The following is a 16632-nucleotide window of genomic DNA, read 5'->3' as shown; positions in this document are numbered from 1 at the left end:
TTATAAATATTCCGGGGTTTCCACGGTTAGTTCGCTCACTTTATCGCCTGTATTGAGCGTGCTTGCAGGTTCAAACAACATTACATGTACTTCTTCGGCAGCTACCGGCTTATGCTCGGTGCCTTTGGGGATGATAATAAAATCGCCCTGCGTTAGCTCCACAATTTCATCGCGCAGGTGCATTTCAAACGCGCCGTTTACCACTAAAAACATTTCGTCCTCGTTATCGTGCTTATGCCAAACAAACTCGCCCGCAAACTTCACCAGCTTTACGTGCTGGCCGTTAAGCTCGCCCACAATTTTGGGGCTCCAATGTGCAGTAAATTGCGAAAGCTTATCGTTGATGTTTACCTTTTGTACGCTCATAACATGCCGCTAACACTTAATGCAATTTATATGCTTTAAGTTTATCATCATTCAATCCAAATAAAAAGTATTTTTCGCCCCTGCTGTTTTTTATCATCAGCGATGAGCGTATTTGCCCGGTTAGGTTTATACCGCTTTGTGCAGGCGAAATATACACAAATCCGCTTTTAGTATACTTATAAATTTGCCCATGGCTGGCATCCAGGCGCCCAACCTCGGGTTTAAAGCCATAAAAGTTACCACCTAATATAATAGATGGCACACCGCTATTATCCAGATCATCGCATAATATGGTATTTACGCTTGATAATTGCGCGTTATAAGGCAAAGCCTGCACCGCGAATTTGCCACCCTCGTTAAGGAATACTGCCGAAGCAAGGTAAGTCATCTCATGCATTTCTGCCCCTTCCAACTGGTCGTCGGGGAAGATCTCGTTAAATGGTTTTCCGGCGTAGTCGTTGTATTTCAGGTACTTCTTTTTAAGAATCGGCATTTGGCCAACCAGATCGGGCTTCATGTGGAACACGTAGGGTACATGGTCGGTTTTATACATCGATGTAACGCATTCCTTAGTACCATTCTTGTCAAAATCCTTGATGTATATTTTCATCGGTTCCTCAAAGGACGCCTTGAATTTTATATTGAGGCCAATATTACCCGCAATAATATCTTGTTTGCCATCGCCGTTTATATCGGCAATTTGCAGGCTGCTCCACCAGCCTTTGTACTTATCCAGCTGCTTATCTTCGGTGAATTTGCCTTTATCATTCTTAAATATCCTGATGCCCATCCAGTTGCCGGCTACCACCAGGTCGGGATAGCCATTGCCATCCATATCCGCCCATTGGGCCGAGGTAACCATACCAAGCTTTGTATCGGCACCTAAAACCTGTGCCGATACATCGGTAAAATGCCCATCTCCATTGTTATGGAACATATAGGATTTTGGCGACACCCCGTAAGTGCCGGGCACGCTTCTGCCGCCGATGAACAGATCGGGGTGCCCGTTTTTATCATAATCGCAGGCCATTACTACCGATGCGTTTACGGGGGCAGCCAGCGACTTTTGCGCATTGCGGTGCAGGTTACCTTTGCCATCATTTTCGAAGAACCGGGGAAAGTAAACGGGCGTTTCGGCCTCGTCTTCGTTACCCCCTACGCCTATGATCAGGTCTTCATCGCCGTCGCCATCGAAATCGCCGAAGGCTGCTCCCGCGTTTTCCAGGTAACTTTGTTTACCCAGGTCCTCGGGCACGTAAAGATGAAAGCTGCCATTTTTTTGCTGAATGTAGATAGATGCCGGATTGTCTTTTGAACTGCCGAAGTAAAAATCTTCGAGGCCATCTTTATTAAGGTCACCCTTTGCCATATAGGGGTTATCGGTAGAGAGCATCTGAAGCATCAGGCGCTCGTTATCAAAATCAATAAAGCCATTTTCGATATGGGTGGGCACCGAATCGAAAAGCGTTTTGGCCACATCGGTAAACATGGGCTTCAGCGTTTTTTTAGTGAAATCATAGGTTAATTTGGCATCAGCAAATTTATAGGTATAAACTTTATTGCTTTGCAGGTTTTTAGCCACCTGGTATTTACCACCCGGCCAAATCACCTGTATCGAATCTACCTTACTTTCCTTACCCAAGCCAATGGTGATCAAATTTGGCGATGTGCTGCTTTGGAACCCACGGGTTGGCTGCTGGTAATACACCAGGGCCTCGCCTTTGGCAAACACTTTTATAGTACTGCCCACGCCAAAGCGGTTTTGCCCCTCGCCTTGCAGCTTGAGTTGTATAAAATTATTCTTTAATGTTTCCGCATTGTTTTTATAGATGAACAACGGTGAGTTTACGTTATTTACAATCAGGTCGTTATCGCCATCGCCGTCCAGGTCGCCATAAGCAGCGCCATTGCTAAAGGATGGGGCATCCAAACCAAACTCTTTTGCCTTGTTGGTAAAAGTAAGGTTGTGGTTATTGGAGAATGCGTAGTTGATAAGCGGTGTAGACACCATCTTATCTGTAAAATCTTTATAATCGAAGGTTTTCTTTTGGGCTATTTTATCCATGTTTTCGCGATTGCCCAAAAATTCGATGTAGTCCTGGTCGGTAAGGTCTTTATATATGCCGTTGGATACAAAAATATCTTTCCAGCCGTCGTTATCCATATCAAAAAATAGCGCGCCCCAGCTCCAGTCGGTTGCGCTTACACCTGCGTTAAAGGCCACTTCGGAGAAAGTTCCGTCGCCATTATTTAACTGCAGGCAGTTTTGCATGTATTGGTTAAAGTAACCATCGTGCTGTTTTAATTTTATTACGTCGAAGGATTCGAACGAGGTCATTTTCTTCAAACGCCTGTCGCCTTCCGGAAGCATCTCGGTTGTAAAAATGTCCAGGTTGCCATCGTTGTTTATATCAGCAATGTCTGATCCCATCGAAGCCAGGCTGAGGTGCCCGGTTTCGGCTTGTATGTCTTCCTTAAAAGTTCCGTCCTTTTGATTAATGTACAGGTAATCACGCTCAAAAAAATCGTTTGATACGTAAATATCCGGGTAGCCGTCGTTGTTAACATCGGCCACAGACACGCCCAGGCCAAAGCCGATATCGCTGCTGAAGATGCCCGCGCCTTTGGTTACATTGGTAAAATGGCCGCCATCGTTACGGTATAATCGCGCACCGCCCAGTTCATCAACCACCGCGCGCAGATTTTTGCTGAAATCAAAAGAGCCGATGGGCCTAAAGGAGTTGTTCAGCACAAAGCAATCCAGGTCGCCATCGTTATCATAGTCAAAAAATATGGCCTGGGTAGATAATCCGTTATCCACCAGGCCATATTTTGCGGCTTCTTCTTTAAAAGTGCCGTTGTGTTGGTTTATAAAAAGTTCGTTGCCTTTCCTGTCGATAATATTACCGCTATGGCAAACGTAAATATCCAGCCAGCCATCGCCATTAATATCAACCATGGTAACACCGGTGCTCCAGTATTTGGTGCCTTTTACGCCAGCTTTATCGGTAATGTCTTCGAATTTCCAGTTGCCTTTGTTAAGATACAGCTGGTTGCCTCCCTGGTTTGATGACAGGTATACATCATTTAGCCCATCGTTATTAATATCGCCAATAGCAACACCCCCACCATTGTAATAGTTGCGAAACGTAAATACGTTGGTGCGATCCTCTTCGTTTAGCTGGTTTACAAAGTTTACGCCCAAACTGCCATTATCCTGCAAAGAAAACAGCGGGTCATCAACGCCGCTTTTGCGGCAGGATAACAAGGATATAGCAATAAAAAATAGTATTAGTGGTGTTTTTTTAACCATTACAGGGCGCAGAAAAAACAAACGTAGCGAATTACTTCGCTACGTTCAAAATCAAATATAAAACCAAAAATTTGTTTTTTATTAATAACCCGCGTTCTGTTTCAGGTTAGGGTTGGTATCAACCGCACGCTGAGGAATAGGGTATAGTGTTTTAGTTTTATCAGTAGCCAGAGGGCGCTGATCAACCGGATCGTTAAATTTCCCGAAACGGATCAGGTCATTCCTTCTCCAGCCTTCATAATATAACTCGCGGCCGCGTTCTGCCAGCATTACAGTGGCATCAACAGCACTTACCGCGGTTGCACCACGTGGGGTACGAACAGCGTTTACAATGCTTACTGCTGTTTGGCCAAGCGGATCGGTACCACCACGCATAATAGCTTCTGCTTTCTCTAACAATACGTCGGCGTAGCGCAAGAATACGTAATCGTTGTCTGCGTTATCATCGTTCACGGTACCTGCAGCAGTTGGGTGAGGGAAGTATTTAAACACCCTGATGCCTTGTGCTTCTGTAGAGAAATTTAAATTAACATTTTCTGTAAATATAAGCGGTTTGTTATTACGTTGAGTTAAAGCTACGCCGCCCGGGCCATATTGCTGGCCAATTGCAAAACCTGCCCTTAAACCAACTTTATCAGTTAACCCTGGGTAAGCAACGCCGCGGCGCTCATCTGATGCCTCAAATGATTTGTAGAAATCGGCCAACGTGGTAAAACCGTTCCAACCATCGGGGGTTTGTTTGTAATGTAAACCCATTCTCCAACGGTTTCTGGCATTACCAGGTGCGCGCGTTTCTGTATTGTAAATACCAAAAATATTCCCGTGAGATTTTTCAGAGTTATCCCAGGCAAAATCCTGAAAATATTTACCTGCCGGTTCTAACGTATAACCAGCCGTAGTGATTTTGTTGGCATACTCAATAACCTTATCCATATCTGCTTTAGCAAAAGTGAATGGTCCACCTACAGTAGTTGCACTATAAACTGCCCTGTTAAGGTAAATTTTTGCCAACAACGCTTGTGCAGCTGCTTTGCTTGCCACGCCTATGTTTGGCGCAGTACCTAATTTCGATTCAGCAAACTCCAGGTCTTTTATCATAAAATCTGTTGCTTCTGTACGGGTCATTACAGTCGGGATAGACGAGTTTGGCGCATCCGGATCGCGGAATGGCTGCTGTCCGTATAAATCAACTACCTGAAACATAAAGTAAGCACGCAGAAAGCTTGCCTCCGCTTTGATCTGTTCGTCTGTTGCCCTTTTGATTACCTGTGATGCGCGGAATACGCCAATGTTTAATTGATCCCAGGTATCGTTTACCTGGCCGTGTGATGGTGTCCAGGTGTGGGTGTGTAATTTACGCCAGGCACCAAAATCGCCCCAATCGGTACCACGTGTTGGGCCCATCATTTCATCTGTTGGGTGCTCTTGCAACGCATAAGTATTCGCTTGATCTGCTTGCCCGTTCAATTGCGAGTAAACGCCGTTCAAATCCGCCGAACTCAATGCTCCCCCTGCATCCACGGATTTTGAGCCGTACACCTTCTCATCTAATTTTGCACAACCTGTTGCAGCTAAGAATGCCATGCCGCAAATTGTTGCCTTTAATGTTATATTTTTCATGCTCATATTTTTTTTAGAAACTTGCGTTTAAACCGAATGTGAATGTACGTGCGCTTGGGTATGATGTATAATCGATACCACGTGATGGCACACCGTTTCTTTCTTTATTTGTATTAATTTCTGGGTCAAGGCCGCTGTACCCAGTTATCAATAATAGGTTTTGGCCGGTTACCGATACGCGCAATGATTTAAATACGCTTGCTTTAACAGGGAACGTGTATCCTATTACCGCATTGGCTAACCTAATGAAATCACCTTTTTCAACAAACCGGCTTGATACTTCACCAGAGTTAAGTGCGTTTTCGTTTGTAACAGCAATTTCTTTCGTTACGTTACGCCCACTAACAAGGTTGCCTTTGTAGAAAAATGCGTTGGCTGTGTTGTTGTAGATATAGAACCCTGTTGCACCATTTACGAAGAAACTTGCGTTCCAGTTTCCGTAAGTAAAGCTATTGCTGATACCTGCAAGGAAAGTTGGAAGCGGGCTGCCATGGGGAGTTAAAGCATCGATACCATCAGGGTAGATACCAAAACCATCAGCATCTAAGCCATTGTACTGAGATACGTTGAATGTATAAAGCGGGTAGCCGTTACCAATAAATTGTGAGTAGGCACCAGATAAGCCCTGGCCATCAATGTTACCGGTGATTACGTTACGGTTACCAAAGTTCTCAACACGGTTTTTAACAAAAGTCATGTTGTAGTTAATATCCCAGGTAAAGCCTTTTGCACGTGAAGATTGTACAGCGGCAAAGTTCAAACCAACTTCCACACCAGTATTCCTTACGTTACCCGGCAGGTTAACCCAGTACCTTGTATCGGCAGCAGGCTGCGCCAAATCCTGTAAGAACAACAGGTCTTTTTGCGATTTGTTGAAGTAATCGATAGTACCTGATAAACGTCCTTTCATTAAGGTGAAATCTAAACCTGCACCATAAGCAGTTTGGGTTTCCCATTTAAGGTCGGGGTTTTCCGCATTCACCTGGCTGCTTGATGTTCCGTAGTAATTGATTTGCCTTAACCTTTTTGAAGCATAAGAAGGGTAATCCTGGTTACCTGTTTGGCCATAGTTTAAACGTAAGCTCAAATCATCAAATATGCTTTTAGGAGCCCAGCTCTCGCTGCTGATACGCCATTTTGCTGCCGCTGCCGGGAAGGTGGCGTATTGGTTGTTTACACCAAAACGAGACGAACCGTCTCTACGTACTGTACCGGTTAAGATATAGCGGTCTTTGTAAGAGTAGTTAACACGTGCAAAGTATGATTGCAGTTTGTAGCTGCTACTATCACCCACAGGATAGGCTAAACGGTGGGTGTAACCATCGTAGTCAAAATAGTCTTTTACAAATTCCTTTTTGTTTGCTGTACCCCAACCTATATCGCTACGGTTAAAGCTTTTGTAAGTGGCATACGAGTAACCAACTAAAGCAGTAACAGTGCTGTTGTTAGAAAACTTCTTATCGTAGTTTAACGTATGCTCTGTGGTAGTACTTCTAAGTTGATTGTATTGCAAAACTCCACGGCCATTGCCAGTAGCAGAAGGTATAGGCAAATCCCTTACGTTCCCGCCATCAGTGAAGCCAACGATGGTAGGATCGAAGAAAGTTTGCCTTAATCCGTCAGACCTGTCAACGCCTATGTTGCCTTTGTAAGATAAGCCTTCTACCAACCTTAAGGTTAGCGATAGGTTATTAAGGTAGCGGTTAATGTTATCCGTATCATCAATTTGGTTTAACATTGATACGGGGTTGCGGAAGCTGTTACCGGTTGGGAAACCGGCAGCATCATAACCGTTAAGGTTATAATATCTGCCTTGTGCATCATATACCGGTATAGTTGGGTTGGTTTGCAATGCAGCACCAATTAAGCTACCATTGAACCCTGCGTTGTTGGTAATAGGAGCAAACCTGTCTTTTACGTTTGAATATAACGAAGTAAGGTCAAATTTAACCCTTTCGCCAAAAAACGACTGAGAGGCGTTTATACGGGCATTAAAACGGCGAAGGTCTGTGTTTTTAACAATACCTTGTTGTTTATCATAACCTGCAGATGCACGGTAGTTACCCGTATTGCTTGCACCGCCAAATGCAAGGTTGTAATTTTGAGATACAGCTGTTCTCAAAATTTCTTTTTGCCAATCGGTATTGCCACCGTAGTCAACTGCAGCCGGGTCAGAACCTACGCTTTCTACGCCCTTTAGGAAATCTTCGCGGCCAAGCAGATCGTAAGTTTTTGCAGCTTTAGAAACGCTCGTGCTTGCGCCGAACTGAATACCCTGGCCTTTACGGCCCTTACGTGTAGTGATTAAGATTACACCGTTAGCACCACGTGAACCGTAGATGGCCGAAGCAGATGCATCTTTTAATACAGAGATGTTCTCAATATCAGCAGGATTTATAAATGCTAAAGGGTTACGGGCAGATGAACTACCTGCACCAGCATCCGTACCACCAGAAGTACCGCCGTTATCCAAAGGCACACCATCCACTACATACAGCGGGCTTGTACCAGAACGGATAGAGCTTGCACCACGGATGTTGATAGTAGCACCGGCACCAGGCTCACCGCTTGAAGGGGTTACCTGTACACCTGCGATACGGCCCTGTAATAACTGCTCAGGCGTTGCAATAACACCTTTGTTGAAATCCTTAGGGCTTAATGATGCTACCGAACCTGTTGCATCCTTAACACGTGTGCTACCGTAACCAATTACAACAACCTCGTTTAGTGAAGTGCTGGAGGACTCAAGGGTTACCGCCAGGAATGTTTTACCATCCAGGTTTACTGTTGTTGATTTGTAGCCAATGTAATTGAATACCAAAGAAGTTGTACTTGCCGGTACAGACAACCTGAAAGTACCGTCGACATTTGTTTGGGTACCGATACCGCCACCGGCGCCTACGGTCACGCCTATGAGAGACGACCCGTCTTTTTTGTCGGTTACTTTACCTGTTATCACCTTATTTTGAGCAAACGCAGGCTCAAAAAAGAAGCAGGTTAAAGCAAGAAAACATAATGTGAGTAAGTGTTTAAATTGCATAGTTTGTGGTTTAATTAAAATTGGTTATATAAAAGTTCTTGTACATGGTTCCCGTTAAATTAAAAACGCGCCGCTAAACATATCGGCAGTTCCGCTTTAAAACATTTGTGCTTAACGCACGGCAATCAAAAAAATTTAATACTAAGGGTTTTTATATTGGTCTATACCGGCCAAATTGGGCCTGGCGATAAATAAATCTCCAAGCAATTAACTTGTTAAACGTTATTCATCTATACAAAGATGTGTGTACTGAGCCTCAATCCCTACTCATTTGAGGCATTTACAAAAAAATATAGATTAATTTTTTGTTAAACAGCTGTTCTTCAGATTATTAACTAGAAAAAACAGGCGAAAAATATAAGTGCTTTTTATGCTTTTTATGCTTTTTAAAGCTATTGGGGTTAAAATAGTACATTAAATAGTTTTTAAAGTGCCAGATATGGCTTTAAACACACGTTTACCTATTCAACCGAATCAACGGCTTTTATATCCATGATGCGGTGTTCAAATTGTTCGGGGTTTTTTGATTTCGCCTTTATACGCATTTTGTACACATAAATGGTATTAACCGAATATTCCAGTATTTTGGCAATCGTTTCGTTATCGTTTATACCCATCCTTATCAATGCAAATATCCTGAGATCGGTATTCAGCACCTCATGCTCCTGGGGCCATATCTGGTCTTTCTCTTCAAACTGCGAATTAAATACCGATATGAAATTTGGGAAGATCTTTAAAAAGATATGGTCGAAACTGTGATACAGCACTTCCCGCTCCTTTTTAATATTTATATTATTGACAATCAATCTTATATCGTCGTACTTTTTGATGGACAACTTGGTATCTACAGACATCTTCAGCTTTTCGAGCTTTAATATATAGCCCGATATGATCTTAAAAAACTGCCCTATGTATTCCTCCTTGATATGCGCGTCTTCTATCAATTTGTAATTTACCTGCTTTAGCTGCACGTTTTTATCTTCGATAATGCGCTCCTTGTGCTTAAGCTTGCCTAACTGCTTGTATATCATTATTAAAAATAATATTACCAGCGAGGCCAGGGCGGTTATCGCCAGCAAAAACACCAGGATCCTGTTCTTTTCGCTTTCCGAGTGGCTTAGTTCTTCGGCAGCTACAAGCGGCAAAATGGCCCCTATCTGGATCTTACGTTGCCTCGCTCCGTAAAAATCCGCATCGGCCTTGGCCAATTGTACAAAACTGTAGGCATCTTTTATGTTACCGGTTTTGTAAAGCTGTTCGGCCAGGGTAAAAAGCGCAACGGTTTCCTTCGTAGACGACTTAATATCGGCAATAGCCGATTGAATTAAAAGGTTGATACCTTCTTCCTTCCTGTCAGAATTAATGTATATCTGCCCAAGGGAACAACTGATCATGGCGCGCAGGTGCATAGAAATAGGCACACCGGGCCTCACTAATTTGCTTAATTCCTGCGAACCGTTGTAATTATCGTTAGCGCCTACGTGCCCAAGCCCCGAGTAGTAGATACGATCGACCGAGCCCACCTTACTGAGTTTAATGGCCGAATCTATGTAAGCGTTACTGGCGGTAAGATAATCGGGCGAAAAGTACTTGTCGCTATTATACTTTGCCAGATCGCTGTTGCAGCGGTACATAATAAAATAGTACTCCACCTTCATGCTATCATTAAGCAATTTGGGATTTACCCGTTTCATGCAGTCAAAGGTCTCTTTAAACATGCCCGACGACAGCAGTATAAACCCGAGCTTTATTTGGCTGTAATACGCGCGCGACATATCGTTCATACTCACGCTAAGGTTTTTAAGCTTATTTACATACACGTAAGCCGAATCGTACTGGTACGATTTATACTCATCATATAGTTTAAGGCAAATGCTGTACTGCCCTTCGTAATCTATCTTGGAAATTTGTTGATGAAGGCGGCTAAGGTTTTTAATGCGGAGTTGTTTGGCACTATCGTAAACATCCTTTTTAGCTATTTGGGTCTTCAATTCGGCAATCAGGCTGTCTTTATCCGCCGAAAAGGCGGATACCACATTAAACAACATGAAGAAGAATAGTAAAAATAGCCTCATAAATTGGTTCAATAGCGGATTAAAGTTAATAACTAAAAATTAAACCCTAAACAAGTTCATAGCCATCAGGGTGTTTTTGCTATAATGGTTATGAATTTTAATTTTTATTAGCGAGTCCTTAACGCGTTGTTGTTTAGGGTTTCGAATTTTACAATTAAGCAAATCGGTTTTGAGGGCAATAACCACTAAAAGCCCGCAGTTTTTTAAACTGCAGGCTGGGTTTTTATAAGATCAGTATATTTCTTAGTAGCTAATGGCAAACTGTCCGTCGCTATTCTTAATTAAAACGCTCTTTACGCTTTCACCTTCAACCGGGTTTGACAGGCCCGTCGGGTCGAAACGTGAGATAGGCACCATCAGCGCGCTAAAATCGTCGGTAGCTTTAAACTGCTTGCCGTTTAACTTAATGGCCGTTGCATTAAAACCATGCAATACCAATTTTATGTTGTTGAACTTAGATTTTGCAGAGCCCTCCGGTTTACCAAAAGTGATGGCTTTTTTTACCGCATCGTAAACAATGGTTCTTTTGTAGAAATCGCCTTTTTCGTAGTCGTAGCTTTCGCCATCATCCTCGTAATAAAAAAACTTGTTGTTGATATCGCCTTTGTAAACATGTACCGTTAAGGTATCGGTTGGCTTTTCGGCAGTTGTTTGTATCAGCGATTGCATTGGGATAATGCTGCTTTCCTTTACATATACCGGCAATTTGCTCATACCCAAATCAATATTGAGTTTGGTATTGCCCTGCTGCACTGCGCCGGTATACATATCGTACCATTTACCCGCCGGGAAGTACGCCCTGCCTATCTGTGTTTGGCTATCAAACGGTAACACCAAAAATGCCTGGCCAAACATGTACTGATTTTCGTAGGTACCGTTGTACACATTTTCATCATGCGTATAATCAATAGCCAGCGAGCGCATAATTGGTTTGCCATTCTCTTTAGCCTCGTAAAACGATGAATACAGATACGGCAATAATTTATAACGCAGGTTGATATAATTACGGGTTATTTCCAAAACTTCCTCGCCATAAGCCCATGGCTCGGATGATTTGGTATTGATTTGGGTGTGGTTCCGCATGTACGGGTTAAATGCACCAATCTGCATCCAGCGGGCATATAATTGTGGCGACGCGCCGCCTGTAAAACCACCAACATCCATACCTGTGTAAGGTACGCCGCTTAGCCCAAGGCTGTTCATAAGGCGGATGCCTGCCATCATGTGGCTGTCTTCGGCGCGGTTATCGCCTGTCCACATGGCGGCAAAGCGCTGTAAACCTGCATAGCCCGAGCGGGTTAACACAAAAGGGCGCTTGTTGCCGCCCAAAGCCGCGCGGTACCCTTCGTAACTGCTGCGGATCATCTCCAGGCCGTACACGTTATGTATTTGCAGGTGCGATGCGCCTTTACCTTCGTAATTAAAGAAGATATTATCCGGCGCTTTTTGGCCCCATGTGCTAAATTCGTTCATGTCGTTCCAAATTCCGCTTACGCCATCTGCAGCATATGCCTTCAATTCCTTCGCCCAAAATTCGCGGCCCTTAGGGTTTGTAAAATCGGGGAAGTTACACCAGCCCGGCCAAACCTGCCCGGTATAGTTGGTACTGTCGGGGTATTTGGCAAAGATGTCTGCAGCGATACCACGGTCGTAAACGCCGTAGCCCTTTTCTTCTTTTACACCCGGGTCAACAATAAGGGTTACCCTAAAGCCCATATCTTTCAACTTTTTGGTTAAACCAGCGGGATCGGGGAAACGGCTTTTATCCCAGGTAAACACTTTATACTTATCCATGTAGTGGATATCCAGCGTAATACCATCTGCAGGGATCTTTTTCTCGCGAAGGGTGTTGGCTACGCGGTACACTTCGGTATCTGGGTAATAGCTGTATCGGTTCTGCTGGTAACCAAGGCTCCACAATGGTGGCATTTTTATACGGCCCGTAAGCCAGGTGTACGATGTGATGATATCCGCCAGTTTGCTATTGTAGATGAAATAATAGTTCATTTCGCCACCTTTTGCAGCAAACGATGAGAAACGATTGTTACTGGCACCGAAGTTAAAATCAGACTGCCAGGTGTTATCCATAAAAATACCGTACTGCACATTGTGGTGCACGCCTATATAGAACGGGATGGTAGAATACAAAGGATCCTGCCCGGCAGAATACGCGAATACATCGCTGTTCCAATGCGTATAAGCATTCCCGCGGCGATCAAGCGGACCTGTCTTTTCGCCAAGGCCTATGAAGTGTTCGCCATCCTGCATGTGCTTGTAGGTAGTAACATTTTCGCTCACCCACGAGGTGCTTAAGCCGGCTTCATCCTGGTTTATTACCTCGCCGGCTAATGTTGTGAAGGTAATGGCGTATGGGTTCTTTTTGATGTTAACCTTCAGCGAATCGGTAGTAAGGTTTATCTCGTTATCGTTTTGGGTAACCGTTACTTTGGTGGTTTGTGGTTTAGCAATAACGGCGTACGAAAAATCTTCTGCTAATTGCTGTTTATCCATACGTACCCTGATAATGTTGGGGCTGTATACGGCAACTTTTATAAAAGCATTCTCGGTTTTAATATCAACTTCCTGGTTGTTTACCGTCACACTGGTAACTTTACCAACTCTTTTTAACAGGGTTTGGGCGGAAGCCAGTTGAGTGCAGGCCGCAAAAAATACAGCAAGGGCAATACAGCGGTTAATGATCTTCATTCTCTTCGGGAAATGGTTTAGTATATAATTGGATGCGGCAGGGTTGATTGCCGTTTTTAAATGTATCGCAGGCAAACCCACGGCACTATTTATTGGATGAAATTATAATACATTTATGGCATGACGCACCGATATTAATCTTTTTGAATTTTTTATAACACAAAAACCCTCTAATTTTAATAATTAGAGGTTTTTTGGCATCTAAACAGCCCGAAAATATAAGGGTTAATATAGACGGGTTTTGTTAAAAAAATATCAATAATTGGCAAGTACCATAATATTATCGCTGATGGGGCTTATCTTTTCCAGTCCGTTTAAAAAGCCGAGGCCCACCACAAAGGTAAAACCGGCTACTACCCCACCCATATCCTGTATCAGTTCGCTGGCTGCGGTTACGGTGCCGCCGGTGGCTAAAAGGTCGTCGTGAATGAGGATGCGGTCGCCGGGTTTAAAAGCATCTGTGTGGATTTCTATGGTGGCGGTGCCGTACTCCAGTTCGTAAACCTTTTGCGTTACGGTATGCGGCAGCTTACCTGCCTTTCGTATGGGTAAAAAGGGTACGCCCAGCCTGGTGGCCAGCGTTAAGCCGAATAAAAACCCACGGCTTTCCACACCCGCAATGGCATCTATTTTAGCATCCTTCAATCCTTCCGCAAAGGCATCAACAATGCTATCGCATAGCGAGGGGTCCTTCAGTATCGGGGTGATATCTTTAAATATGATGCCGGGCTTAGGGAAATCATGGATATCACGAATGGCGGCTTTTATTTGTTGCTGTATCATTTATAGCTTAATATGGTTCAATTTTACGCAAAAAACTCCCTTGAATTTCTATTTTATTACCAAATAAGGAGTTATTTTTTGCAAAATCTGGTTGTTTAAAATGGCGATGTTCTTTAAATCCGCTACCGATGTAAAATTACCATGCTGGTTGCGATATTCGATGATAGCGTTCACCTGTTTGTAATCGAGGTAGGGCATCAATCTTAATTTATCAAAACTAATGGTGTTGATATCTATCTTCCTGATCCGCGAAGCATCAACTTTTAACTGGTCTTTTATCTCTGCATACTTCAATTCGTCCAGGCCGTACACCTCCGTTAGTTGTTCTTTATTTATAAAACCACCCAGGCGTTCCCGGTAGTAAATAATGCGTTTGGCAAATGCCGGGCCGATGCCATCCAGCGAGGTAAGTTTTGCAGAATCAGCAGTATTAAGCTCAACAAGCAAATGCTTAACCTCCGTTTCGGGTAAATCGATGTAAGGCTCCAGCGCTTTATAATCCGCATCGGTAATGCCGTATATTTTTTTCAGATCGGCCGACTTGTAAAATCTTCCTCCTTTTGCTTCGTAGTTTTTCAGGATGGAAATTTGCTTATCGCTTAGCCCCAGCAGTTTCCATTGTGCGGCTGGCAGGTTATTGGGATTGAATTTAAAAAGCGTGCGGGTTGGCGGCTTTTGCGAAGCCGGGTTGCTATAAGCCCGTGCGCCGCCCGGATTGGCTTTATTGAGCTGCGCCAGCGCCGTATCAAATTCTTTAGCATTAATTGTATTATCTTTGTGGTACCATTGATAAACGTAGGGCGCAGCTAAAACTGCAATTATCAAAATAACCAGCACAAGCATACCGTTCCATTCTTTTTTGGTAAGGGATAGGTAATTTTTTAACTGCGCTTTCATAACAATGCTTTACAACCGTTAAAGTAATAATTTTACAATCATTTAATCCGTTTATTAAGGATGAAAGTTATAACCACCGAGGAATTTGCCAAAGCAACAAAACTGGACAAACTAAAGATGCCCGGCTTGGCCTCCCTGCTGATGGAACTGATGAAAATTAATCAGGTGAACGATCTGTTTGCCCAGGCCCAGCCCAAACAAGGCCCCGAGTTTGTTGATGCTATTTTAAAAGGCTGCGGTATAGAAATAGATTTTGACGAACGCGAACTGCGCCACATCCCCAAGAATGGCGCCTTTATAGCCATTGCCAACCACCCTTACGGCGGTATTGAGGGTATGGTGCTGCTGAAGATCCTTTGCATGGCACGGCCCGATGCAAAGTTGATGGCCAACTTTCTGCTGAAAAAGATCCCTAACCTTGCCGACTACTTTGTAGCCGTAAACCCCTTTGAAAATGTGGAGCACTCCTCCAGCATTAGCGGCTTAAAAAATACGCTCGAACTGCTGAATAGCGGCACGCCTATAGGCATCTTCCCGGCCGGGGAGGTATCTACCTTTAAGATGGAGAAAAAAGAGGTTACCGACCGCCTGTGGCACCCCGTAGTGGGTAAGATCATCGCCAAAGCTAAGGTGCCCGTGGTACCTATCTATTTTCATGGTAATAATGGCCTGCTGTTTAACTTGCTTAGCCTCATTCACCCTGCCCTGCGTACTGCCAAGCTACCATCCGAGCTATTTAACAAACAGGGGCATACCATTAAACTGCGCATTGGCAAGCCCATTAAGGTTGCCGATATACCCGATAATACCAATAGCGCAAAAGTGCTCAATTACCTTCGCGCAAAAACCTATGCCCTTGGTGCGGGGTTAGACGAGGAGAAAAAAATCTTCAACCCGCGCAACCTTTTCAAGATAAAACAACTGCCCGAGGCCATTGTGCCCGAAACCCTGACCGATAAGCTGGAAGCAGAAATCGCCCCCCTGCGCGAGCATTATAAAGTATGGACGGAGAAAAACTACGAAGTGTTCATCGCCCCCACTTCCGAGATACCGTGTACTATCCGCGAGATAGGCCGACTGCGCGAGGTTACCTTCCGCGAGGTTGGCGAGGGTACCAATAAAGCTACCGACCTGGACGAGTACGATATTTACTACCATCACTTGTTCATCTGGGACATGGAGGCAAAGATGATCGTTGGCGCTTACCGCATTGGCTTGGGCGATGAGATCTTTTACAGTGTGGGCAAAAGGGGTTTTTATGTAAACGAGCTGTTTAAATTAAAAGAGCAATTTACCCCCATATTGAAGAAAAGCCTGGAATTGGGCCGCTCGTGGATCCGTAAGGAATACCAGCTAAAGCCCCTGCCCCTCTTCCTGCTGTGGAAAGGCATCCTGAAGTTCCTGATGGATAACCCGCGCTACCGCTACCTTATCGGCCCGGTGAGCATCAGTAATTCCTTTTCACAGTTCTCCAAATCGCTTATTGTGGATTACATCAATCGCAACCATTTCGACCATGAACTGGCGCAATATGTAAAACCCCGCAAAAAATTCAAGGTGAATTTTGAGAACATTGATACAGACCTGCTGATGAGCGGCGGCGACAGTTTTAAAGGCCTGGATAACCTGATATCGGAAATAGAAACCCACAATATGAAGGTGCCGGTACTCCTTCGCCAATACATCCAGCTCAACGCCAAGATCATCAGCTTCAATATCGATCCTAAGTTTTCGGATTGTTTGGATGGGTTCCTGGTATTAGATCTGGAGAAAGTACCGCAGGATATATTGGAGAAATTGGGGAAGAATTTGTAACCGGGATTAAACCGATT

General features: G+C 44.0%; 9 protein-coding genes. 1 reads left to right on the top strand and 8 read right to left on the bottom strand.

Going from position 1 to position 16632, the window contains the following annotated elements; all coding sequences use genetic code 11:
* From IDJ77_RS10345 to IDJ77_RS10310, 8 genes are all read right to left on the bottom strand, one after another.
* Positions 1-366 carry a cupin domain-containing protein gene (locus tag IDJ77_RS10345; protein ID WP_191188860.1) on the bottom strand — a complete coding sequence of 122 codons (366 nt, stop codon included), beginning with the start codon at positions 364-366 and terminating at the stop codon, positions 1-3.
* A gap of 16 nt (positions 367-382) precedes the next feature.
* Positions 383-3679: a VCBS repeat-containing protein gene (locus IDJ77_RS10340; RefSeq protein WP_191188859.1), complete on the bottom strand. Its 3297-nt coding sequence runs from the start codon at positions 3677-3679 to the stop codon at positions 383-385.
* A gap of 81 nt (positions 3680-3760) precedes the next feature.
* A complete protein-coding gene (locus IDJ77_RS10335) occupies positions 3761-5299 on the bottom strand; it encodes a RagB/SusD family nutrient uptake outer membrane protein (RefSeq protein WP_191188858.1) in 1539 nt (512 codons plus the stop codon).
* A 13-nt stretch (positions 5300-5312) separates the two neighbouring features.
* Entirely contained in the window at positions 5313-8339 is a 3027-nt protein-coding gene (locus tag IDJ77_RS10330; RefSeq protein ID WP_191188857.1) for a SusC/RagA family TonB-linked outer membrane protein, read from the bottom strand.
* A 461-nt stretch (positions 8340-8800) separates the two neighbouring features.
* Positions 8801-10414 carry a DUF6377 domain-containing protein gene (locus IDJ77_RS10325; protein ID WP_191188856.1) on the bottom strand — a complete coding sequence of 538 codons (1614 nt, stop codon included), beginning with the start codon at positions 10412-10414 and terminating at the stop codon, positions 8801-8803.
* 243 nt (positions 10415-10657) lie between these two features.
* A complete protein-coding gene (locus IDJ77_RS10320) occupies positions 10658-13120 on the bottom strand; it encodes a glycoside hydrolase family 31 protein (protein WP_191188855.1) in 2463 nt (820 codons plus the stop codon).
* A gap of 255 nt (positions 13121-13375) precedes the next feature.
* Positions 13376-13903 (bottom strand): adenine phosphoribosyltransferase, encoded by a 528-nt coding sequence (locus tag IDJ77_RS10315; RefSeq protein ID WP_191188854.1) that lies wholly within the window; start codon positions 13901-13903, stop codon positions 13376-13378.
* Between the two features lie 48 nt (positions 13904-13951).
* The gene (locus tag IDJ77_RS10310) at positions 13952-14800 is read right to left on the bottom strand and encodes a helix-hairpin-helix domain-containing protein (protein WP_191188853.1); all 849 of its coding nucleotides are present in this window, start codon (positions 14798-14800) and stop codon (positions 13952-13954) included.
* Positions 14801-14860: 60 nt separating this feature from the next.
* On the opposite strand from IDJ77_RS10310, the gene IDJ77_RS10305 reads away from it, so the two are divergent.
* The gene (locus tag IDJ77_RS10305; protein WP_191188852.1) at positions 14861-16615 is read left to right on the top strand and encodes a lysophospholipid acyltransferase family protein; all 1755 of its coding nucleotides are present in this window, start codon (positions 14861-14863) and stop codon (positions 16613-16615) included.
* The last annotated feature ends 17 nt before the right edge of the window (positions 16616-16632 follow it).

Source organism: Mucilaginibacter pankratovii (assembly GCF_014773265.1).
GTDB classification, from domain to species: Bacteria; Bacteroidota; Bacteroidia; order Sphingobacteriales; family Sphingobacteriaceae; genus Mucilaginibacter; species Mucilaginibacter pankratovii.
Note: the sequence above shows the minus strand (reverse complement) of the source record. Positions and strands in the feature narration are given on the sequence as shown.

What these genes read in the sequence shown, in the direction of transcription:
- IDJ77_RS10305 (WP_191188852.1), top strand. Translation starts at nt 14,861, where the DNA reads ATGAAAGTTATAACCACCGAGGAATTTGCCAAAGCAACAAAACTGGAC.
- IDJ77_RS10330 (WP_191188857.1), bottom strand. Translation starts at nt 8,339, where the DNA reads ATGCAATTTAAACACTTACTCACATTATGTTTTCTTGCTTTAACCTGC.
- IDJ77_RS10315 (WP_191188854.1), bottom strand. Translation starts at nt 13,903, where the DNA reads ATGATACAGCAACAAATAAAAGCCGCCATTCGTGATATCCATGATTTC.
- IDJ77_RS10335 (WP_191188858.1), bottom strand. Translation starts at nt 5,299, where the DNA reads ATGAAAAATATAACATTAAAGGCAACAATTTGCGGCATGGCATTCTTA.
- IDJ77_RS10320 (WP_191188855.1), bottom strand. Translation starts at nt 13,120, where the DNA reads ATGAAGATCATTAACCGCTGTATTGCCCTTGCTGTATTTTTTGCGGCC.
- IDJ77_RS10325 (WP_191188856.1), bottom strand. Translation starts at nt 10,414, where the DNA reads ATGAGGCTATTTTTACTATTCTTCTTCATGTTGTTTAATGTGGTATCC.
- IDJ77_RS10340 (WP_191188859.1), bottom strand. Translation starts at nt 3,679, where the DNA reads ATGGTTAAAAAAACACCACTAATACTATTTTTTATTGCTATATCCTTG.
- IDJ77_RS10310 (WP_191188853.1), bottom strand. Translation starts at nt 14,800, where the DNA reads ATGAAAGCGCAGTTAAAAAATTACCTATCCCTTACCAAAAAAGAATGG.
- IDJ77_RS10345 (WP_191188860.1), bottom strand. Translation starts at nt 366, where the DNA reads ATGAGCGTACAAAAGGTAAACATCAACGATAAGCTTTCGCAATTTACT.